This window comes from Epilithonimonas sp., assembly GCF_056329745.1.
Genome location: NZ_JBWEYV010000001.1, coordinates 20,779 through 42,030, shown reverse-complemented (window position 1 = coordinate 42,030; position 21,252 = coordinate 20,779). Strand labels below are relative to the sequence as shown.

General features: G+C 39.8%; 19 protein-coding genes. 10 read left to right on the top strand and 9 right to left on the bottom strand.

The window, feature by feature from the left end; genetic code table 11:
- The first annotated feature begins 15 nt into the window (after nucleotides 1–15).
- From AC00Y6_RS00170 to AC00Y6_RS00150, 5 genes are all read left to right on the top strand, one after another.
- Entirely contained in the window at nucleotides 16–1,179 is a 1,164-nt protein-coding gene (locus AC00Y6_RS00170) for an ABC transporter permease (protein ID WP_474488604.1), read from the top strand.
- 17 nt (nucleotides 1,180–1,196) lie between these two features.
- Entirely contained in the window at nucleotides 1,197–2,339 is a 1,143-nt protein-coding gene (locus AC00Y6_RS00165) for an ABC transporter permease (RefSeq protein WP_474488603.1), read from the top strand.
- Between the two features lie 98 nt (nucleotides 2,340–2,437).
- On the top strand, nucleotides 2,438–2,725 hold the full coding sequence (locus tag AC00Y6_RS00160; protein WP_474488602.1) for a barstar family protein: 288 nt from the start codon (nucleotides 2,438–2,440) through the stop codon (nucleotides 2,723–2,725).
- Nucleotides 2,715–3,164: a GNAT family N-acetyltransferase gene (locus AC00Y6_RS00155; protein ID WP_474488601.1), complete on the top strand. Its 450-nt coding sequence runs from the start codon at nucleotides 2,715–2,717 to the stop codon at nucleotides 3,162–3,164. Before AC00Y6_RS00160 ends, AC00Y6_RS00155 begins: the two co-directional genes overlap by 11 nt.
- Nucleotides 3,165–3,269: 105 nt before the next feature.
- A complete protein-coding gene (locus tag AC00Y6_RS00150) occupies nucleotides 3,270–3,773 on the top strand; it encodes a DinB family protein (protein WP_474488600.1) in 504 nt (167 codons plus the stop codon).
- Nucleotides 3,774–3,849: 76 nt separating this feature from the next.
- Here the strand turns inward: AC00Y6_RS00150 and lnt are convergent, their stop codons facing one another.
- The 5 genes from lnt to AC00Y6_RS00125 all read right to left on the bottom strand — a co-directional run bounded on the left by lnt (nucleotide 3,850) and on the right by AC00Y6_RS00125 (nucleotide 9,560).
- Nucleotides 3,850–5,502, bottom strand: coding sequence for an apolipoprotein N-acyltransferase (gene lnt, locus AC00Y6_RS00145; RefSeq protein ID WP_474488599.1), 1,653 nt, complete (start codon nucleotides 5,500–5,502; stop codon nucleotides 3,850–3,852).
- A gap of 83 nt (nucleotides 5,503–5,585) precedes the next feature.
- The gene (gldG, locus tag AC00Y6_RS00140) at nucleotides 5,586–7,244 is read right to left on the bottom strand and encodes a gliding motility-associated ABC transporter substrate-binding protein GldG (RefSeq protein WP_474488598.1); all 1,659 of its coding nucleotides are present in this window, start codon (nucleotides 7,242–7,244) and stop codon (nucleotides 5,586–5,588) included.
- Between the two features lie 70 nt (nucleotides 7,245–7,314).
- Nucleotides 7,315–8,043, bottom strand: coding sequence for an ABC transporter permease (locus AC00Y6_RS00135; RefSeq protein WP_474488597.1), 729 nt, complete (start codon nucleotides 8,041–8,043; stop codon nucleotides 7,315–7,317).
- 94 nt (nucleotides 8,044–8,137) lie between these two features.
- Nucleotides 8,138–8,689 (bottom strand): CopD family protein, encoded by a 552-nt coding sequence (locus tag AC00Y6_RS00130; protein ID WP_474488596.1) that lies wholly within the window; start codon nucleotides 8,687–8,689, stop codon nucleotides 8,138–8,140.
- 43 nt (nucleotides 8,690–8,732) lie between these two features.
- Complete coding sequence (locus AC00Y6_RS00125) at nucleotides 8,733–9,560, bottom strand: SAM hydrolase/SAM-dependent halogenase family protein (protein WP_474488595.1); 828 nt, start codon at nucleotides 9,558–9,560, stop codon at nucleotides 8,733–8,735.
- Nucleotides 9,561–9,662: 102 nt separating this feature from the next.
- Between AC00Y6_RS00125 and AC00Y6_RS00120 the strand changes: the two genes are divergently transcribed.
- The 4 genes from AC00Y6_RS00120 to AC00Y6_RS00105 all read left to right on the top strand — a co-directional run bounded on the left by AC00Y6_RS00120 (nucleotide 9,663) and on the right by AC00Y6_RS00105 (nucleotide 13,274).
- A complete protein-coding gene (locus AC00Y6_RS00120; protein WP_474488594.1) occupies nucleotides 9,663–10,610 on the top strand; it encodes a PhoH family protein in 948 nt (315 codons plus the stop codon).
- A 106-nt stretch (nucleotides 10,611–10,716) separates the two neighbouring features.
- A complete protein-coding gene (locus AC00Y6_RS00115; protein ID WP_474488593.1) occupies nucleotides 10,717–11,274 on the top strand; it encodes a porin family protein in 558 nt (185 codons plus the stop codon).
- A 125-nt stretch (nucleotides 11,275–11,399) separates the two neighbouring features.
- Nucleotides 11,400–12,251 (top strand): transketolase, encoded by an 852-nt coding sequence (locus AC00Y6_RS00110; RefSeq protein WP_474488592.1) that lies wholly within the window; start codon nucleotides 11,400–11,402, stop codon nucleotides 12,249–12,251.
- Between the two features lie 69 nt (nucleotides 12,252–12,320).
- Nucleotides 12,321–13,274 carry a transketolase family protein gene (locus tag AC00Y6_RS00105; RefSeq protein ID WP_474488591.1) on the top strand — a complete coding sequence of 318 codons (954 nt, stop codon included), beginning with the start codon at nucleotides 12,321–12,323 and terminating at the stop codon, nucleotides 13,272–13,274.
- A gap of 151 nt (nucleotides 13,275–13,425) precedes the next feature.
- Here AC00Y6_RS00105 and ahcY read toward each other — a convergent pair whose 3' ends face one another.
- The 4 genes from ahcY to AC00Y6_RS00085 all read right to left on the bottom strand — a co-directional run bounded on the left by ahcY (nucleotide 13,426) and on the right by AC00Y6_RS00085 (nucleotide 20,746).
- A complete protein-coding gene (ahcY, locus tag AC00Y6_RS00100; RefSeq protein ID WP_474488590.1) occupies nucleotides 13,426–14,739 on the bottom strand; it encodes an adenosylhomocysteinase in 1,314 nt (437 codons plus the stop codon).
- Between the two features lie 213 nt (nucleotides 14,740–14,952).
- Complete coding sequence (locus tag AC00Y6_RS00095; RefSeq protein WP_474488589.1) at nucleotides 14,953–16,404, bottom strand: TolC family protein; 1,452 nt, start codon at nucleotides 16,402–16,404, stop codon at nucleotides 14,953–14,955.
- Nucleotides 16,379–19,573 carry an efflux RND transporter permease subunit gene (locus tag AC00Y6_RS00090; RefSeq protein WP_474488588.1) on the bottom strand — a complete coding sequence of 1,065 codons (3,195 nt, stop codon included), beginning with the start codon at nucleotides 19,571–19,573 and terminating at the stop codon, nucleotides 16,379–16,381. The genes AC00Y6_RS00095 and AC00Y6_RS00090 overlap by 26 nt, the downstream gene beginning before the upstream one ends.
- Before the next feature lie 90 nt (nucleotides 19,574–19,663).
- Nucleotides 19,664–20,746: an efflux RND transporter periplasmic adaptor subunit gene (locus AC00Y6_RS00085; protein ID WP_474488587.1), complete on the bottom strand. Its 1,083-nt coding sequence runs from the start codon at nucleotides 20,744–20,746 to the stop codon at nucleotides 19,664–19,666.
- Nucleotides 20,747–20,997: 251 nt separating this feature from the next.
- Between AC00Y6_RS00085 and AC00Y6_RS00080 the strand changes: the two genes are divergently transcribed.
- Complete coding sequence (locus tag AC00Y6_RS00080) at nucleotides 20,998–21,129, top strand: hypothetical protein (RefSeq protein WP_476589231.1); 132 nt, start codon at nucleotides 20,998–21,000, stop codon at nucleotides 21,127–21,129.
- The last annotated feature ends 123 nt before the right edge of the window (nucleotides 21,130–21,252 follow it).

Below are 21,252 nucleotides of genomic sequence, written 5' to 3'. Positions count from 1 at the left end.
TAAATCAAAACAAGCTTGAAAACCATCAGCCAAATCATCATCAGAGAATGGAAACGGATATTTTCGATTCCTAATTTCTATGTGGTTTTGCTGATCATTCCGCCAGTGATTTTCTTTTTTTATGGATTGATCTATCAGAAACAGTTTGCAAAAGAACTCCCGATGGCTGTTTGGGACGAAGACCAATCTTCCGTCTCGCGGACGTTGACGGATATGATGGAGCAAAACGAGAATATCCATTTTACGCATACGGTTTTCAGCAATGCTGAGGTTGAGAAACTGATGAAAGAAGGTCACATTTTTGGGGCGGTTCATTTTCCCAAAAATATGGAAGCAGATGCCAAAAAAAATCACCAGACCAATGTGACGCTGTACACCAACGGTGCTTATCTGGTGCCGGCAAAGATGATTTATAAAGGTGCAGCAGAGATTATCATCAAAGGTGGCTTGGCCGTAGTGCTACAAAAAGCCGAAAAGCAAGGGATGCCTGCGCAAACTGCCAATGCGCTTGTACAGCCTATAAAGCTTAATTCCACCATTTTATACAATCCGGATTTTAATTACAAACTGTACCTCACGCCCGGCCTGATTACTGTTGGTCTGCAGATGGCATTGATTGTAGCTGCAGTTCTTATCCTCAACCTCGAATTTAAAAGAAATACCATTGACGAACTTTTGCAGATTTCGCACTCGTCATCGCAGATTGTAATGGGCAAAATGTTGGCGCACCTGTGTATCGCCTGGATACTTTTTGTATTGATTGCCTGGGTAGTTTTTCCTGTTTACGACTTGGGAAAACCAGGAACGGATTTTAATTTTTTCATCATTTATACACTGATGGCTTTGGCCTGCATTGGGATTGGGATGATGCTGTCGGCTCTGTCTGACAATCTTCTTTTTGTGACGGATGTGGCTTTGTTTTTTACATCGCCAGCTTTTGTGTTTAGCGGGTTTACATTCCCGAGGTGGGCAATGCCGTGGTATGACCAGGTTTATTCTGATATAATGCCTTATACGCACTTTTTGGATGGTTTTATCAAATTATATTTTATGCAGTTACCGATGAATTATGCGATGCCCGAAGTTTATAAATTATTGCTGTTTACAGGAATTACATTTCCTCTCGCTATCATACTTTTTCAAAGGAAAATTAACAATTACCTAAAAAATCAACATTGAAAGCCGTTTTCAACATATTGAAGAGAGAAATCCGGAATGTTTCAAAAGATGCGAGCCTTTTTTTGATTTTGCTTCTGGCACCCATTCTTTATGCTTTTATGTATGGCAGTATTTACCTTAACAAAGGCGAAGAAAAAGTAAAGCTGGCCTTGGTAGATGCTGACGGAACCGCTATTTCACGAACGTTGACCAGCGAACTCAATTCCACGTCTATCATTGATATTATTCCTGCTACAGATTTGGATGATGCAAAAGAAAAAATGTATAGGGACGAGGTTCAGGGCTATTTCTATATTCAGAAAGATTTGGAAAAATTATTATTGTCACAAAAGCAGGCGAACGTAAATGTCGTCCTCAATGCCTCACGTTTTCTCCCATCCAGTGATTTGCTGAGTACAGTTACCAAAGTTTGCCTGACGTTGGGCGCCGGTGTACGGAAAACGTATTTTAATAAACAGGGGATGAGCGATGACGAGGCGCTGAAAATGACCAATCCGATTAACTTAGATTACCGGCCGCTCTATAATCCCGATATGACTTACGGTTCCTTTTTACTGCCGGGATTACTGGCTATTATCCTTCAGCAGACTTTGCTCATTGGTGTGGCGGCAAGTTTTGCATCGGAGCGGGAAGAAAAGAAATTGGGTGGTTTGTATGATTTATCCGGGAAAAATATTTCAAAAATCATTGTAGGCAAAAGCCTCCTTTACTTTTTTGTATTCATGATTTTTGGATTGTTTTTTACGGTCGTTAATTTTTCGGTTTTTGGTGTAGAAGTAAGGGGTAGCTATGTTAATTTAGCTTTGGTAACGGCACTTTTCATTGCCACGGTGATTGTTTTTGGGATGCTGTTAGGTAGTTTTTTCAAAAGCAAATTACTGACTTTTCAGGTGATGGTTTTTTCATCTTACCCCATTTTTATGATTACCGGTTACTCGATGCCATATCTGGCTTTGCCCGGTTTCATCCAGTTCTGCTCAGACCTTTTGCCTACTTCACCGTTTTTGAAAGCTTACATCTCGGTGGTTCAGGAGGGTGGTTCACTTTCGGATAATCTGCCAACCATTGTTCATCTTGTGTTGTTGTGGCTGCTGTTTTCTTTGCTGTTGATTTTCAGGATCAGGTTTTTGACAAAAAGAAAGGAGTTGGTTGCAGGATAAATTTTTTGCTTCAAAACGGGAAGCATTGATAAAAATAATCGAAATTTGCTTTCGGTAATAATATAAAAGTTGAAGCACTTTTTATTCAGGAAAAAATTATGAAAACAGTCTATATTGATTTCGTCGACATTGGCGATTATGAAGATTTTTACGAACAATTGAAAACCAAATTAGAATTGCCGGACTATTTCGGGGATAATTTGGATGCACTTTACGATGTCATTTCTGGCGAACTGGAAATGCCGCTTCACATCGAGTTTGTCAATATGAGTGTGGATCAATTGGAAACTTTTGAAGATCTGCTGACCATGCTGGAAGATGCCGAAGATTCGTTGGAAGGTTTTACATTCAGCTATTACCTGGAGCAGTATGAAGATGAAGAATAGCATCAGAAAAGCGACAGAAAACGATTTGGATTCACTGTCTCAGTTGTTTGACGAATACCGTGTGTTTTATCATAAACCATCCGATTTAGCCGGTGCTAAAAATTTTTTATCCGAGCGAATTGTGAACAAAGATTCCGAAATATTTGTTGCGGATGAGTCTGGGAGATTGGTTGGTTTTGTTCAATTGTATCCGCTATTTTCATCGACAAGGATGAAGCGATATTGGCTTTTGAATGATCTGTTTGTTAACCCCGATTTTCGGGGAAAGGGATTTTCCAAAGCTTTGATCGAACAGGCGAAAGACCTTTGCAGGACTTCCAATTCCTGCGGAATGTACCTGGAAACTGGGAAAGAAAATACAATTGGAAATCACTTGTATCCCAATGCTGGCTTCAAAAAATATGATGAGGTGAATTTTTATGAATGGGAAGTGGAATAGACTTAAAAATGAGAGACTAATAGATTGTAGACACAAAGACTTCTTAGCCTGATATTTTAAAATCAAAAAACCATCAACCAAGAACTATCAACCGACAACCAAACTATGACCGAATTTGAAAAATACATCCAGCGTTATCTTGACCTGATTCCTTCGGAAGACTGGCTGGACGAGCTGAAAATTGTGGGCAAAGAAACGCTCAACATCTATGAAAAACTTTTTGAAGATCAGTCCAATTATGCTTATGCAGAAGGGAAATGGAGCTTAAAAATATTGCTGCAACATTTGATTGACACAGAAAAAGTTTTTGCTTACCGTGCTTTGAGATTCTCCAGAAATGACCAGTCGCTGGTTTCGGGATTTGATGAAGAAGCTTGGGCTAATCATTCGTATGCAGAGAACCGTACGCTGAAAAGCCTGATTAAAGAATATAAACTCACCAGGAAACAATCTTTTATTTTCTTCAAAACACTCCCTGAAGAAGCACTGCAACTTTCCGGAAAAGTGAACGGGAATGATATTAATGTAGAAACCATTGGTAAACTTACAGTTGGCCACAATATTCATCATCTCAATGTTATTAAAGAAAGATATTTGCCGAATCTTTGAGTTAGAGAATTTGAGAGTTCAAGAGAACTTGAGTTTTTAACATCTCTATAATTCTCCCAGTCTCAAACACTCCAACTTATTTCTTCATTGCCAAATATTTTCTTCCCGGGATAAAAAGCAGCAAAGCACCAATTACAAAAAGGCAGATTCTGGAAAGAAAATCACCACTTCTTGTATAGAATGTTTCTTTGTCCATCAGGTTGACTTTGGCTGTTAAAGCACCTTTTGCGCCATAAGGCAATTCATCCACAATATCACCACGGGAATTGATATGCGCACTTGTTCCGCTGTTGGCGGCTCTGGCAATTTCGCGTCGGGTTTCTATTGCCCGCAGTTTGGCATAAACTAGCAGCTGCTTATGTCCCTGCGAATAACCCCACCAGGAATCGTTGGTCATAATAGTCAACAGGTTCGCGCCCTTTTTCACATAATCGGTCACATATTCGCCGTAAACACTTTCGTAGCAAATGATAGGCGCAATTACAGATATGTTGTAAGGATTGGCGAAGACTTTACGCTCTTTGGAAACACCTAGCGACCTAGTTGTTCCGCCTAAATCCAGCATCACATTACCTAAAATGGGTTTGAAGAAATTGATGTAAGGGAAAATCTCCACGCCTGGAACCAGCATGGCTTTGTGATAAACTTCGGGCTGTTGATTGTTTGGCAGGATTTGAATTGCTGAATTATACTCGTCCAGCCAAATGCCCTGCCTATCCAGATAACTAGCGGTTACCGGTTTTTCCTCATCATCTTTATAAACATAATAGCTGGAAATACCACCTGCATAAACGGATTTTGGATGTTGGGAAAGGAAATTTTTGACATTATTAATCAAAAGGCTGTTATTGAAACCTCTTTCGCTGAAGCCTCCACTGCCGGGAAGTGATGTTTCCGGAGCGAGGTATAAATCGATTTTTGATTTTTTATCATTTTGTAAAACTGAATTATCTGAAGCCAATTTCAACAAATCACTTTCAATCGTCAAACTGTCTTTCTGATATTTTTCATTGTAAGGGTCTAGTGCAGGTTGCAGCATCGCTACATTGATTGTCCCGATTGGTTTTGCAGAATAATTATAGTATTTAACCAAAGAAATAACCATTGGTAAAACAATAAAACCTACTGTCATCAAAACATTTTTGATCAATGATTTTCTAATTCTTCCGGCTTCCCAGATTCTTATGGTGTAAAATGCCAGAACGTTGCAAATCAGAATCCAGAAACTGCCGCCCGTTGCGCCCAAAGTATCGTACCATTGTATAAACTGATGATATTCGGCAAAAACATTCCCGAGGTTGAGCCAAGGCCAGGTAAATTCCCAAACCAAGTGCAGCTTTTCAAAACACATCCATATCGCCACAAAAAACACCAATCCGAAATAGGTGCCTTGGCTTCTTTTATAAATATGATAAATAACGAAAACCAAAGCCATAAAAAAGGAGTTGGTAAGCACCGGAAATAGAACCGCCAACAGAGAATTGCTACCATCCGGAAGTTTAGAATTGTAGAGCCAGCCTGTCGTCACGGCATTCCAGACTACAAATGTGAGAAACGATAAACCAAAAACTGCCAACCTTTTTTTCTTAACAGAACTGAATTTTGCAATGTTGTGTTCTGCCATGAGGAGCGGCACAAAAGCAAAAAATATAAAAAAAGGGATCCCATATGTCGGCCAAGAAATGGCAAGCAAAAGGCCGGATATGAGAGCAAGTATAAGGTTTTTCATTGTATGACTTTAATTTAAAATTTGTTATTTCAAAGAAATCTGAATCTTAGAGATTTCTTAAAATGACAAATATAATGTTGTGTTTACGAAAATATTTTTTTTCTCAGGAAATAAAATCCGGCACCTAAAGTGCCAAGGATTCCTAAAGGTAAAAGAAGGTTGATCCATTGCCATTCCGATTTTTCCTGATCGATTCTTTGGCGGTCGAGCAATCTCACTTCAATAGTTCTGTCGCGGAGTTCCATAATGTTGCTGTCGTCCAAGAGATAATCTAAAGCATTTCTCAGGAATTGTGCATTGCCGTAATGCTCTTTGGTTAGCAGATCTTCGCCCAAGGGAAGCGGTTGGCCTTTCCAGATTTGGTTTCGGGCAATATCGCCGTCCGCAATTACCAGCATTTTGTTTTCAGGACTTTGTGCTTTGAAACCCGGGTATGTATTTTTTTCACTTCTTGTCGCATAAGCAGAAGTAAATTTTCCTTCCAAAGCCACTGCAAAAATCTTCGGCGGGGTAGGGCGCTCCATCTCACCAATACTGTCTGCACGCACGATCTCGGAAAGTGCTACATAATTGGGAACTGTTTTGCTTGTTGTCCTTTCGCTGGATTCAAAAAGGACTTTGGTTTTGATATTTTTTCTACCGCCCAATGTATCAATCGACGTTGGGAATTCAAATTTGACAGGATTGATATTTTTGGTAATCGGATGTTTGGATTCTGCAATGCCAAGCGGGAAATATGGCCAAAGAAAGCTGCTGTATTGCGGATTGCCGGCCACCTCACCCGAAACTATTCTTACCAACGCCGATTTCTTCATATCCTTGGTCAATGCCGGATTGATCCTTAAACCATAATTGAACATAAAATCCGTCAGGTTAAGGTCAATTGGGTAAGCCATAATTTTTTTGGCTTGGAAAAGTGTGTCCATTTCGGCATTTACCGCATCCAGCATCCACAGCGTTTTTCCGCCATTCATAATGTATTGGTCAAGGATCACTTTTTCGGTATCGGTAAACGCTTTCCTAGGTTTGGCGATGACCAAAGCATCCATTTGTTTCAGTTTTGGGACATCGGCCAGAGAAAGTTCGGTTTTGTTTTCAGGAATTATTGGACCAATATTGTAATTCTCCATCGCCAGATCCATAAATCCGCGGAACTCATCCGGTCCCAATTCTTGCTGATTGACTAGGAAACCAATATTTTTCGCCGTTTCTTCCGTCATCCCTTTGATGGTAGAGGCAAAATTATATTCTAGGTTTTCTATGGATTTGCTAAGTTGCGTTGCGGCATCAATGCCGGATTGCTGAACAATTAAAGGAACCGAAGTACCATGACCATTGTATTTGATAGCAGCATAAGGAAACATCACGATTTCGGAAATTTTCCCATCCTTCATGTCTGGGAGAATAGATGGCTGCATTCCCATTGCTTTCAGCGTGTCCTGCGGAATTTTTTCGGCAATTGGATCGCGGAATTTATAATCAATTTTTGGATTGATTTTTCGGAACTCATCCAGCATAAACTTGGTCTCATTCGATAGCTGTTTGAAAGAAGCCGGGAAATCGCCTTCCAGATAAACCTCAATGGTCATCGGTTTTTTTACGTTTTCCAAAACCTTAATCGTGGAATCAGACAATGTGTATCTTTTTTCTGCCGTGAGGTCAAAACGTTTGTAAAAAACGCCGAACGCACCAAGCAAAACGATGATTAACGCAATTATATGTGGAATGTATTTTTTATTCATTTTTACAACTTCAAATATTCAACCCGTTCATAGTTTAAAACTCAAAATGGGGTTTTGATTCAAATCAATTTTATTTTTTGTTCTCAACAATTTTACTTGCTAAAAATAGTGAAATGCCAATAACCAAAAGGAAATAGCAAACATCCCTCGTGTCTACCTGACCGCGTGTAAACGCCAGAAAATGCTGATAAAATCCAATATTCTGTAATATATAATCGGCACCTCCCAATAGTTTATAACTCGCCAATTGCTCGATTCCAAAATATAAAATGAAACAAAGGAAAACGCCCAATAGATAAGCTATGATTTGGTTGGATGATAACGACGAAGCTAAAACTCCAACAGCAGAAAAAGCGGCAATCAGAATAATTAAACCGATGTAACTGCCCAATGTCATCCTTCCATCAATATTACCTTCGGGGACGCCCAAAACGTAAACCGTGTAATAATAAACCAAACTCGGCAACAGGCACAAAACGCCAACCAACCAAACGGAAAGGAATTTTCCGCCAACGATTTCGGTGATTTTCACCGGTTGCGAAAACAGCCAAAACAGAGTGCCGGATTGCTCTTCCTCGGCCAAAGTCCGCATACTGATAGCCGGAATGATGAACAAAAACAACCAAGGCGACAGCACAAAGAAACTTTGTAAAGTGGCGCTTCCAATCTCGAAAATATTAAAATTGTTCTCGAAGAAGAACAGGAATAATGCAGAGATAATGCTGAATGCGGCAATAATGAGCCACGCGCTCCAGTTTCCGAAGAAATTCCAAAGTTCTTTTTTGAATATTGCTATCATAGATGAGTTGTAGAGTTTGAGGGTGTTAGGATTTGAGTGCATTGGAGTTTGAGAGTTGCAGTGTTTTATAATTGGTTTATCATCTATCTGTCTATCATCTTTTATCTTTATTCTTATTTACCAGTTTTACAATCGAAGTTATCAAAATAATGATCCCGAAAAATCCGAGTAAGAGTTGCCACCAATATTCGATAACGGTATATTTGAGAATGACTGTAAAAACAACCGCGAATAGAATAAAAGTTGCAATCTCGTTGAACTGTCGGAGTTTGATATTGGGGATAGAAAGTATTTTCCCGTTGAGGTTTTTCAGTTCCTTCACGCGTTTCCAGCACCAAAAATGGTAAATCCCAAGGCCGACCAGAAATGTCAGTTTCAGATGAAACCAAGGCGTTTTTAGTAATCCGGAATTGAGAAAAATCATAGTTAATCCGCTTAATAACATTAGGATTCCGGCGGGAACGGTAATGATATTCCAAAGCCTGACTGCCATAAAGCTGTATTGTTTTCTGAGAATCTGTTGTTTAACTTCATCAAACTCATCGGTATCTTTATAATAGACAAATAACCTCACGAGATAGAAAATCCCGGCAAAGTAACTTACCATAAAAATAATGTGAATGGCCTTGATTATAAGATAAAGCATCAACGGATTTTTTGCAAAGATAGTGTAATGGAAAGTATTATACTCATTCAAACTCCACATAGATTTTTTCTCCGGTACTCAGACCAAACAGGCTAGATGCACCGTTGTTGGGGCTACCTTTGTAGATGGCAATTTCCAGAAGATCCGCATCATTAAAGATTACAGAAGACTTCCCATGAAACTCCGGTTCCCGTTCCCAATCCGATACCACATCGGTATATTGGTCAAGGATTTTAATAAGCGCGATATTCCTGAATTTTATAGTATATCCTGTGGATAAAGAAGCGTGTTTTTCAAAAAACTTACGGCTGATGTTAGAAACTACATTGCCAAAATTATCAATATACATCACCTCGCCGGCAATCATTTTTTCGTTTTCGTTATACACAGCCCTTGGAAAGGAAATCTGTTTAACGGTTTTTATTTTCCGCCCAATTACCTCGGGTAAGCCACCGCTGAACATATGCATAGCCGCTGGTACAAAAATATCGGTAGAGGGAAAACTTACTTTGTCGTCAAAACGGTTATTTAGGGTAATTTCGTACACTGCTTCGGGCTTTATGTCAAAAAAGATAAGACTAGTGATGCCATTATCGGCAGAGATAAAATAATGACCATCAATCTTTGTGATAATATTGCGCCTTGATTTATGGTAAAAGCTGTCTACCGAAATGATATGGATGCTGCCTTCTGGGAAGAATTTGTAAGCATTCCGCACAATGTAGGCCGTTTGTAAAAGATTATAAGCCATTATGCTGTGGCTGATATCCACAACTTTTACATCCTGGTTCCAGCTTAGGATTTTCCCCTTGATGCTGGCAACACGATGATCCACAAGACCGTAATCTGAGGTAAGTGTAATGACGGACATATAATTTGATTTTGATGCAAATTTAATATAATTCAAATTTGAAAGAAGCATCAGATCCCAAATCTATTCATATATTTGTTAGACTAATCACTAATAATTTTTATGTTCGAAATCACTTATGAACTGGAAGGGATCAACAGTAAAACCTTCTATGGTGTTCAGAACCAGAATTTCAATCTGATAAAATCCAGCTTCCCAACGCTTAAGATTACCGGCCGGGATAATTTTATTTTTGCAATGGGGAACCGCGAAACGCTGGACCTGCTGAAGCAAAAACTAGATGACATATCTGCCTATATAACCAAACATAACTCGATAGACCTCAAACATCTGGAGTCTTTGTTAAGACTGAAGGATGATTCAGAAAAACAATTGGTGTTTGACCAGGATATTATCGTAAAAGGTGTAAATGGTAAAGTTATCAAGGCTAAAACCACTAACCTCAAAAAACTGGTAAAAACCTCTGAGAAAAAAGATATGGTTTTTGCCATTGGCCCGGCTGGTACAGGGAAAACTTATACCAGTGTTGCACTGGCAGTCCGCGCCCTTAGGGATAAGGAGGTTAAAAGAATTATACTCACGCGACCGGCTGTGGAAGCAGGGGAGAGCCTTGGGTTTTTGCCTGGTGACCTAAAAGAAAAGTTGGATCCTTACTTGCAACCTTTGTATGATGCTCTGCGCGATATGATTCCGCATGAGAAGCTGGAAGGATTTATTGAGAAGAAGGTGATAGAAGTAGCGCCATTGGCTTTTATGCGTGGGCGAACATTGGATGAAGCTTTCGTTATTCTGGATGAGGCACAGAACACCACTCATTCACAAATGAAAATGTTCCTGACAAGGATGGGGATGAATGCCAAGTTTATTATCACCGGAGATCCTAGCCAGATTGATTTACCGCCAAAGCAGCAGAGTGGACTCAAAGAAGCCATGCATATCCTGAAAGATGTGGAAGAAATTGGATTTGTGCATCTTACAGAAGAAGATGTGGTACGTCATCCCGTGGTTAAAAAGATTATTGTGGCTTACAATAACAGCGAGAAAAAGTAAAATTTTCACAAATGTTGATGTTTTTCAAAATATAATTTTAATTTTGCAGTATTAATTGAATGTTAATAAAATTAAAATTCATTATTAATAATTTAAAATAACAACTATGAAAAAATTATTTTTAGCTGCTGCAGTAGCAGTTTTTGGTTTGTCTAATGCTCAAACTTTTGGTTTGAAAGCAGGCGGAAATATTTCAAGTATTTCGCATTCCGATGAAAGCAAATCAAAATTTGGGTTCTATGGTGGTGCTTTTGTAAATGTTCCTTTAGCAGAATCTTTCAACATCCAGCCAGAAGTTCTTTACAACGGAAAAGGTGCAAAATCTAAAGGCCCTGTAGATGCTACCGCTAACTTGGATTATATCTCTGTACCTGTGATGTTCCAATACAAAGCAACACCACAATTTTACCTTGAAGCTGGTCCAGAATTTAGTTTTTTAATTAGCGCAAAAACTAAAGCAGGTGGCAATTCTTTAGATATTAAAAACTCTCTAAACGGTTTTGATTTCGGAGTAGGTCTTGGTGCAGGTTATGATTTTACATCTAATTTTGGTGCTAACTTAAGATACGTAGCTGGTGCTACCGATATTATTAAGAATAACGAAGGAGATGCATCCAGAAATGGTGTATTTCAGTTTGGTTTAACTTACAAGTTTAGCAAGTAATTTTGCTTTTCCAATAAAACTGAACCGCTCTTTTGAGCGGTTTTTTTTGTATATAGAAGCCATCAAAGATCATTTCTTGACCTCATAAAAAAGTCGTATTTTCGCCAGAAAGTAAATCTAAAAAAATGAGCAAATCAATCGAAGAGCTGAAAAGCCTTTCTACACAAATCAGACGAGATATTCTGAGAATGGTTCATGCCGTTAATAGTGGCCACCCTGGCGGATCTTTGGGATGTACAGAGTTTTTTGTGGCATTGTACGGTGACATTATGAACTATAAACTCCCATTTACAATGGAAGGTAAAAATGAAGATCTCTTTTTCCTTTCCAATGGCCATATTTCACCCGTATTTTACAGCACGCTGGCCAGATTTGATTTCTTTCCGGTAGCAGAATTAGCTACATTCAGAAAGTTGAATTCCAGATTGCAAGGCCATCCCACTACGCATGAGGGCTTGCCGGGGATTCGTGTAGCTTCGGGATCTTTAGGTCAGGGCTTGTCTGTGGCTTTAGGTGCTGCACAGGGTAAAAAACTTGATGATGATAAGGCATTGGTTTACACACTGCATGGCGATGGCGAACTTCAGGAAGGCCAGGTTTGGGAAGCTTTTATGTACGCAGCAGCCAAGAAGGTTGACAACATTATCGCAACAGTAGATTATAACGGAAGACAGATTGATGGTGATACAGATGATGTATTGTCTTTAGGCGACCTTCATGCCAAACTGGAAGCATTTGGATGGTTGGTTTTGGAAGAGAAAAATGGTAATGATTTGGAAGCTGTCATCGCTATTCTTAATAAAGCAAAATCCGAAACAGGAAAAGGAAAACCAGTGGTAATCCTGCTGCATACCGAGATGGGACAAGGTGTAGATTATATGATGGGAAGCCACTCATGGCATGGGAAAGCGCCTAATGATGAACAATTGGAAAAAGCTTTGCAACAATTGACATTGGACGAATTATCTGATTATTAAAAGAAATAATAATGATTTTTAAACACTCTAAAAATCATTTATCAATTACCATCCATCAATTATAACAAAATGAAATATACATACATAGAAAAAAAAGATACAAGATCTGGCTTCGGAGCTGGTTTGGCGGAGTTGGCCGATAAAAACCCCAATGTTGTGGCACTTTGTGCGGATCTTATTGGCTCTCTTAAAATGGAGAAATTTATAGAAAAAGCACCAGAACGCTTTTTCCAGACTGGGATTGCTGAAGCCAATATGATGGGTCTTGCAGCTGGACTTACTATTAACGGGAAAATCCCTTTTGCTGGGACTTTTGCCAATTTTGCCACGTCTCGGGTTTATGACCAGATTCGGCAATCCATCGCTTATTCCAACAAAAATGTTAAGATTGCGGCATCACACGCAGGTCTTACTTTGGGCGAAGATGGTGCTACGCATCAGGTTTTGGAAGATATAGGGATGATGAAAATGTTACCATGCATGACGGTCATCAACCCTTGCGATTATAACCAGACCAAGGCTGCAACTTTGGCTGCTGCAGAACATAATGGCCCTGTTTATCTCAGGTTTGGGCGTCCTGTAGTTCCTGTCTTTATTCCGGAAGATATGCCTTTTGAAATTGGAAAGGGGATTCTTTTGCAGGAAGGTACAGATGTAACCATCGTAGCAACCGGGCATTTGGTTTGGGAATCATTATTGGCGGCGGAAGAACTGGAAAAGGAAGGGATATCTTGTGAGATCATCAATATCCATACAATTAAGCCATTGGATGAGGAAATTATCCTGAAATCTGTAGAGAAAACTGGTAAACTAGTAACTGCAGAAGAGCATAATTATTTGGGAGGTCTAGGCGAATCAGTTGCCGGAATGTTGGCCAGAAGAAGACCAACGCCTCAGGAATTTGTTGCTGTCAACGATACTTTTGGAGAATCGGGGACACCGGCTGAACTGATGAAAAAATATCAGATTGATGCCGAAGCTGTTGCAAAAGCGGTTAAAAAAATCATCGAGCGGACAAAATAAAAATTGTTTCTTTAAAAGATATAATCCACCACTTGTTTGGTGGATTTTTTATTGGTTATTCCACAAAAAAATCAGAGCAAAATAGCTTGCTCTGATTATACTGAAAGATTAAAAATACAGTATTTTGTACAATGATCTTATGTTGCAGACATTAGTATCTGTAATATTCTGGTTTAAAAGGTCCTTCTACAGATACCCCAATATAGTTAGCCTGTTCCTGGGAAAGCGTTTCCAACTCTACGCTCAATTTTTTAAGGTGAAGTGCAGCTACTTTTTCATCCAGATGTTTAGGTAGCATATATACTTCGTTTCCATAAGCTGCAGAATTCGTCCAAAGTTCGATCTGAGCCAATGTCTGGTTAGAGAACGAATTACTCATTACAAAAGACGGGTGACCAGTAGCACAGCCAAGGTTTACCAATCGGCCTTCTGCAAGGATGATGATTTCTTTGCCCTCTACAGTATAAATATCCACCTGAGGTTTTACCTCTGATTTTGTAGCACCATAGTTGGCATTTAGCCAAGCCATATCAATTTCGTTATCGAAGTGGCCGATGTTACAAACGATGGTTTTGTCTTTCATTTTTTTGAAATGCTCACCTCTTACAATGTTGAAGTTACCAGTTGTTGTAATCACGATATCGGCGTTGTCAACAACAGTGTCTAGTCTTTTTACTTCATAACCGTCCATTGCCGCTTGTAGCGCACAGATAGGGTCGATTTCTGTAACTGTAACAATAGAACCAGCTCCTCGGAAAGATGCCGCAGTTCCTTTACCTACATCGCCGTATCCGCAAACAACCACTCTTTTGCCTGCCAACATCACGTCAGTCGCTCTTCTGATGGCATCTACTGCAGATTCTCTACATCCATACTTGTTATCAAATTTAGATTTGGTTACAGAGTCATTAACATTGATGGCAGGAATGACCAATGTGCCGTTTTTCATTCTTTCGTAAAGTCGGTGAACGCCAGTTGTTGTTTCTTCGGAAAGTCCTTTGATATCTTTAGTAAACTCAGGATATTTATCAAAAACCATATTTGTCAAATCTCCACCATCATCCAAAATCATGTTCAATGGTTTTCTGTCTTCTCCAAAGAAAAGTGTTTGCTCGATGCACCAGTCAAATTCTTCCTCATTAAGACCTTTCCATGCATAAACCGGGATTCCGGCAGCAGCAATAGCAGCAGCAGCATGGTCTTGGGTAGAGAAAATATTACAAGAAGACCAAGTCACTTCTGCACCCAAAGCTACCAGAGTTTCTATCAAAACGGCAGTCTGGATGGTCATGTGAAGACATCCTGCAATTCTAGCGCCTTTAAGTGGCTGAGATGGTCCGTATTCTTCACGGATGGCCATTAAACCAGGCATTTCGGCTTCTGCCAAAGTAATTTCTTTTCTTCCCCATTCGGCTAAGGAAATGTCCTTAACTTTGTAAGGAACGTATTGTGTTGTTGTAATCATATCTACAATTAAAATATATTGAAAATTAAAGTCCAAAATTACAACTTATAATCAAGATACAAAAACAGAAAGGATAGCTCTTATTATGATTGAGCATGTTATAAATGTTATTTATTTTAAATCGACTACAATTGATTTTTCTTGTTAAATGCGAAAGGCTTAGTTTTTTACAAACTAAGCCTTTCTTTCTAGAGAGAAAAAATGAATGCTTCTTTATTTCCAGCCGCCGCCTAAGCTTTTATAAATGTCTACCACCGTGCTTAGCTGTCTTTGCTTGGCATCTATCAGTTCCATTTTGGCATCTAGGGCATCGCGCTGATTCATCAACACTTCCAGATAATCGGCACGCGAGTTTCGGAAAAGTTGGTTGGCAATATCGATGCCTTCTTCCAAAGCTTTGGATTCTTTGGCTTTCATCTGGTAGTATTGATCCAGGTTTTTGATTGCCGACATTTGATTGGTAATATCCAAATAGGCGCTTAAAATTGTTTTATCATACTCATACAGTGCCTGAATTTGTCTTGCATCAGCAGATTTAAACTGAGCCTGAATGGCACTTTTATTAATTAATGGCCCCGCCAGCTCACCTGCCAAATTATAAGCCATAGATTCCGGCATTTTTACTAGGTACGAAGGTTTAAAAGCCTCAAGTCCTAATGTTGCATTGATGTCCAAGCTTGGGTAAAATTCTTTTCTGGCCGCTTCTACATCCAGTTTAGCCGCTTCCAGCTCCAGCTCGGCCTGTTTAATATCCGGTCTGTTGGCTAAAAGTTGGGAAGGAATCCCTGTGTAAACCGTTTGCGGAACAATACCCATAAAACTTTCTTTGGCTCTTACAATAGGTTGTGGGTAACGCCCCAGCAACGCATTGATTTCGTTTTCCTTTTCTGTAATTTGCTGCTTCAGATCATATTCCGTTGCATTGGATTTTGCCAGTTCTGCTTCGAATTTTTTAACCGCCAATTCCGTGGCAGCCATCGCCTGCTTTTGGATTTTTGCGATTTCCAAGGCTTTCTTCTGTAAGTCGATATACTGATGGATGATGTCCAACTGATTATCGAATGCGAGCAATTCATAGTAACTGTCAGCCACTTCTGCAATAAGGCTAGACAGTACAAAATTCTTTCCTTCTACCGTAGACAGATAGTGCGCAACGGCTGATTTCTTTTCGGTTCTCAGCTTGTGCCAGATATCTACTTCCCAGTCTGCGACCAGTCCTCCAGAAAAACTTCCGAGGTTCTCTGGGACAGCTTTACCGGGCTCCATTTCTGTAGATGCATCACCAGCTCCCTGAGAAGTATAACGTCCACTTTTTGAAATACCGGCACCCAGTCTAGCTGCAACTGTAGGTTTAAGACGTCCATTTTTATACAGAACATCACTTTTTGCCATTTCAATTTGCTGAAGGGTGATCAGTAGGTCCTGGTTATTTTTAAGAGCCTCATCAATCAGATTGACTAGGTTTTTATCGGTAAAAAATTCTTTCCAAGGGGTAATTCCCGAGTTACTTTGAGAATTATTTTGACTATTCTCAAAGTTCTGTGGCAAGGTTTCCTTAATCCGATCCTGGACTTTGGTAGCCATCGGGGCTTTGCATCCAATCAATACTAATGAAATGAATGCGGTGCGTATTATGTTTTTATTGATCTTCAAATTTTCCATCATGCTTGTATGGTTCTGTATTTTCTGTAAATGGATGTTCTTCTTCGTAGTAAGTCAATTTGGTTTTAGCGGCCAGATTAGCAAAGATGTAATATAATCCCGGAATAATCATTAGCCCGAATACTGTACCGATTAACATTCCTCCCGCTGCTGCCGTACCAATTGTTCTGTTACCTACTGCGCCTGGCCCTGTAGCCAATGCTAATGGAATAAGACCCGCAATAAAAGCGAACGAAGTCATCAAAATCGGACGGAAACGCAGTGCTGCACCTTCCAGAGCGGCATCCCGTGTAGATAAACCTTCGGCAGCCTTCTTCTGAACCGCGAATTCGACAATCAATACCGCGTTTTTCCCCAGTAACCCGATGAGCATCACCATGGCCACCTGGGCATAGATGTTATTTTCCAAACCTAAAAGGTAAAGGCAGAGGAAGGCTCCGAAAATCCCTGTAGGTAAAGAGAAAATAATAGGTAATGGTAATACAAAACTTTCATATTGTGCAGAAAGAATGAGGTAAACAAAACCAAGACATACGAGGAAGATATAGATGGCCTCGTTGCCTCGGGATACTTCATCTTTTGAAATACCAGCCCAGTCGATACCAAATCCTCTTGGAAGAGTTTTGTCAGCCACTTCTTGAATGGCTTTTATCGCATCTCCAGAACTGTATCCCGGCGCAGGTGTCCCACTTACTTCAGCAGAATTATACATATTATGCCTTGTCATTTCAGACAATCCGTACACTTTTTCCAGATGCATAAATGCGGAGTATGGCACCATTTGACCTTGGTCATTTTTCACATAAAGTTTGAGGATGTCGCTAGGTAAGGCCCTGTATTGTGGGCCCGACTGTACGATTACTTTATATGGCCTGTCAAAACGGATGAAACTGGTTTCGTAATCAGATCCTATCAATGTGGAAAGGTTATCCATTGCTTTTTCTATGCTTACGCCTTTTTGCTCGGCGAGATCATTATCTATTTTAAGCATATATTGCGGAAAACTGGCAGAGTAGAAGGTGAAGGCAGAACCCAGCTCTGGACGTTTTTTGAGCTCTTTTACAAAATCATTACTCACTTTTTCCATTTTGTGATAGTCGCCACTACCGGCTTTATCCAATAGTCGCAACTCAAAACCACCTGCAGCACCGTAGCCAGGAATGGATGGCGGTTGAAAGAATTCGATATTGGCACCAGGTATTTCTTTCGCTTTTTTCTCTAGTTGTTCTATAATTTCTGATGCAGATTCTTTTCTGTCTTCCCAGCTTTTTAAGTTGATAAGACAAGTTCCCGAGTTAGAGCCGGTTCCTTCTGTCAAGATTTCATATCCTGCCAATGATGAAACTGAAGATACTCCGTCTATCCCTTCGGATGCTTTTTGAAGCTGCAAAGCAACTTGGTTTGTCCTTTCCAATGTAGATCCCGGAGGTGTTTGGATAATAGCATAGATCATCCCTTGGTCTTCACTAGGGATAAATCCTGTAGGAAGTTTGTTGCTTATGAAAAATATGCCGAGACAAAAAATCAGCAACAAGGGTAATGTAACCATTTTACGGGTAACCACTTTTGTAAGCAAATTGTGATATTTACCAGCACCAATTGTGAAAAGGTTATTGAAACCATGTAAGAATCTGTTGATAGGAGTCGGTTTTTGTTCTTTGCCATGGTGACTTCTCAAGAACAGGGCGCACAGTGCAGGCGTCAAAGTTAAGGCAACAATTCCCGATAAAATAATAGAGGAAACCATGGTAATAGAGAACTGACGGTAAAATACCCCTACCGGACCTGACATAAATGCTACCGGGATAAATACCGAAGCCATTACCAATGTGATGGCGATAATTGCGCCACTGATCTCGTGCATGGCCTCTTCTGTCGCCTTGAGCGGCGAGAGATTTTTTTCCTCCATCTTCGCATGGACGGCCTCAATCACCACAATGGCGTCATCCACCACAATCCCGATGGCCATTACCAATGCAAATAGGGAAATTAGATTCAGCGTAATTCCAAAAGCGGACATCACGGCAAATGTTCCTATTAATGATACCGGTACGGCAATAGTGGGTATAAGTGTGGAACGCCAGTCGCCCAAGAAGAGGAATACAACGATTGCCACAAGGATAAAAGCTTCAAAAAGTGTATGCACTACTTTTTCTATAGACGCATCCAAAAAGCGCGAAACGTCATAACTGATTTCATAATGCATTCCCTTCGGAAAACTTGTTTTTTGAAGATCCTGCATCAGCCCTTTTACATTCTTGATAACATCGCTGGCGTTAGATCCATAAGATTGTTTGATAGTAATTGCCGCAGAAGGTTTCCCATTCAGGGTAGAGTAGATGTCGTACATGGATGAACCAAACTCTATATCTGCAATATCTTTCAGCCTCACAAATTCGCCGTTTGAGTTAGATTTAAGAATAATATTGCCATAATCCTTCTCATTGCTAAAACGACCTGGATACTTCAAAATATATTCGAAAGACTGAGACCGTTTACCGGAACTCTCTCCCGTTTTACCAGGAGAAGCTTCGATACTTTGCTCATTAAGAGCCTGCATTACCTCATCAGATGAAATGTCATAGGCAGTCATACGGTCAGGTTTCAGCCATACACGCATTGCATATTCTCTGGTTCCCAAGATGTCAGCAAAGCCAACACCGTTTATCCTCTTCAGTTCAGACATCACATTGATATCGGCGTAGTTGAAGAGAAATTTCTGATCCGCTTTTGGATCATCACTGTACAAGTTGATATACATGAGCATGTTGGGCTCCTCTCGGGTAATTTTAACACCTTCCCGCACTACAAGAGGCGGTAGCTTGTTAACAACCGATGATACACGGTTTTGTACGTTGACGGCCGCTACATTGGGATCTGTGCCAAGGTCAAAAACCACCTGAATGTTAGCTTCACCATCATTTCCGGCACTGGAAGCCATATATTTCATCCCCGGAATACCATTAAGGCCTCTTTCCAAGGGAATCACTACAGATTTGATCATCAACTCATTATTGGCGCCGGGATAATCTGCAACAATATTTACTTTTGGCGGAGAGATGGACGGAAATTGGGTGACAGGGAGTTTTAGCATAGATAAAATCCCCAAAAAGACGATGATCAGTGAGATCACGATCGACAGAACAGGTCTGCGAATAAATTTTTTAAACATAAAAAATTATATTGTTAGAAGATAAATGTTGGTTGATGAAATTTGAGTGGAATCTCATTATTCATCAATATTACAATATCCGTTATGTTTCTAGTTAGCTTCCAGTTTAAGGGATTGGAGTACCTTTTTCGGATCCTGTGGCTTGGTTTGTACTTTTTGGTCATCTTTTACCTTTTGTACACCTTCCAGAAGGAATTTATCATTTAAATCCAAGCCTGATGAAATCACGTAGATGTCTGGCAATTCGTATGCGATTTTAACGTTTCTTGATTGCGCTTTTCCGTTTTTGTCCACCACAAATACATAAGTCTGATCCTGTATTTCGTAAGTGGCTTTTTGTGGGATAATCATTGCATTTTTAAGAGGTACCGTCATCTGTACTTTACCGGTTTCGCCATTTCTCAACAATTGATTTGGGTTGGGAAACTTGGCACGGAAGGCAATATTTCCCGTTTCGTTATCAAACTCACCTTCTATATTGGTAATGGTGCCTTTATCTGGTAGCGCTTCTCCGTTGGCCATAATGAGGGCAACTTGATTACTTCCCCTTTCTGAAGAATGCATTTGATAATTAAGATACTCAGGTTCCGAAACATTAAAATAAGCGTAAACACCCGTATTGTCGGATAGGCTGGTAAGCAGATCGCCTTCGTTCACAAGACTTCCCAATTTTAGAGGTAACCTGTTGATAAACCCAGAGAAAGGTGCCTTGATGGTGGTGAAATTGAGATGAATACCTGCCAGTCTTGCCTCTGCATTGGCAGCATCCAATTTTGCTTTAGCCATCGCGCGCTCATTTTTAGATACGATATTGTTGCTGGCTAGCGTGCTGGCATTTTGAAGTTCTATCTTGGCCTGTGCCACTTCAGCCTGTGCCTTCATCAGTTCCGCCTGATAAATTTGCGGCATAATTCTAAACAGCGTTTGTCCGGCATGTACATATTGCCCCTCATCCACATATATTTTTTCAAGGAAGCCTTTTTCCTGTGCACGCACCTCTATATTTTTAAGGGATTGTATTTGGGCCACGTAGTCTTTGGTAATAACAGTGTCCATACGTACCGGCGTGGTAGAGGGATAGACTGTAGCCTCTTCTTTTTCTTCTTTCTTTTCCTTACAACTGAAGATGATCAGCAAACTGCTGAGAATAAGAGTAAATGTGACTCTTTTCATTTTTGATAAAATTTATTTTTTTTAATTGAATTACGAACGAATAATATTATAAATGTAAATAAATCTATTGGTTTTATAATTATTCGGCAAAGGTATGGGAAAATAATGTAAAATATGTTAAGCAAATGATATGTTACATTACACCATCATTCTAGATTTGGATAGACCTGAGGAGTAGGTACCGTTTAATAGAACTGGGAAATAAAATGACAACATTATAACAGCACAAGTACGCTCTGCTAATCAAAAAAATGACGGAGGTTACTGATAAAGCAAATAATGCTGATGACATCAGATCAGTATTGGCTCTACCAAAAGCATTGTCTTCTGTAAAATCTACAGAATCAGCAATATGCTTAGCTGTATTTTTAGAAAAAGATTGATTTAGGTGAATTTTTTTTGAAAAAGAAAAAAAATGTAAATTGATAGTCATACTGCTATTATCAGTTTGAATATCAAGGCTATGGCTGTTTTCTGCTACAAATAGCAGAAATATACTCATTAGC

What these genes read in the sequence shown, in the direction of transcription:
- AC00Y6_RS00160 (WP_474488602.1), top strand. Translation starts at nt 2,438, where the DNA reads ATGAAAACAGTCTATATTGATTTCGTCGACATTGGCGATTATGAAGAT.
- AC00Y6_RS00155 (WP_474488601.1), top strand. Translation starts at nt 2,715, where the DNA reads ATGAAGAATAGCATCAGAAAAGCGACAGAAAACGATTTGGATTCACTG.
- AC00Y6_RS00150 (WP_474488600.1), top strand. Translation starts at nt 3,270, where the DNA reads ATGACCGAATTTGAAAAATACATCCAGCGTTATCTTGACCTGATTCCT.
- lnt (WP_474488599.1), bottom strand. Translation starts at nt 5,502, where the DNA reads ATGAAAAACCTTATACTTGCTCTCATATCCGGCCTTTTGCTTGCCATT.
- gldG (WP_474488598.1), bottom strand. Translation starts at nt 7,244, where the DNA reads ATGAATAAAAAATACATTCCACATATAATTGCGTTAATCATCGTTTTG.
- AC00Y6_RS00135 (WP_474488597.1), bottom strand. Translation starts at nt 8,043, where the DNA reads ATGATAGCAATATTCAAAAAAGAACTTTGGAATTTCTTCGGAAACTGG.
- AC00Y6_RS00130 (WP_474488596.1), bottom strand. Translation starts at nt 8,689, where the DNA reads ATGCTTTATCTTATAATCAAGGCCATTCACATTATTTTTATGGTAAGT.
- AC00Y6_RS00125 (WP_474488595.1), bottom strand. Translation starts at nt 9,560, where the DNA reads ATGTCCGTCATTACACTTACCTCAGATTACGGTCTTGTGGATCATCGT.
- AC00Y6_RS00120 (WP_474488594.1), top strand. Translation starts at nt 9,663, where the DNA reads ATGTTCGAAATCACTTATGAACTGGAAGGGATCAACAGTAAAACCTTC.
- AC00Y6_RS00115 (WP_474488593.1), top strand. Translation starts at nt 10,717, where the DNA reads ATGAAAAAATTATTTTTAGCTGCTGCAGTAGCAGTTTTTGGTTTGTCT.
- AC00Y6_RS00110 (WP_474488592.1), top strand. Translation starts at nt 11,400, where the DNA reads ATGAGCAAATCAATCGAAGAGCTGAAAAGCCTTTCTACACAAATCAGA.
- AC00Y6_RS00105 (WP_474488591.1), top strand. Translation starts at nt 12,321, where the DNA reads ATGAAATATACATACATAGAAAAAAAAGATACAAGATCTGGCTTCGGA.
- ahcY (WP_474488590.1), bottom strand. Translation starts at nt 14,739, where the DNA reads ATGATTACAACAACACAATACGTTCCTTACAAAGTTAAGGACATTTCC.
- AC00Y6_RS00095 (WP_474488589.1), bottom strand. Translation starts at nt 16,404, where the DNA reads ATGATGGAAAATTTGAAGATCAATAAAAACATAATACGCACCGCATTC.
- AC00Y6_RS00090 (WP_474488588.1), bottom strand. Translation starts at nt 19,573, where the DNA reads ATGTTTAAAAAATTTATTCGCAGACCTGTTCTGTCGATCGTGATCTCA.
- AC00Y6_RS00085 (WP_474488587.1), bottom strand. Translation starts at nt 20,746, where the DNA reads ATGAAAAGAGTCACATTTACTCTTATTCTCAGCAGTTTGCTGATCATC.
- AC00Y6_RS00080 (WP_476589231.1), top strand. Translation starts at nt 20,998, where the DNA reads ATGACGGAGGTTACTGATAAAGCAAATAATGCTGATGACATCAGATCA.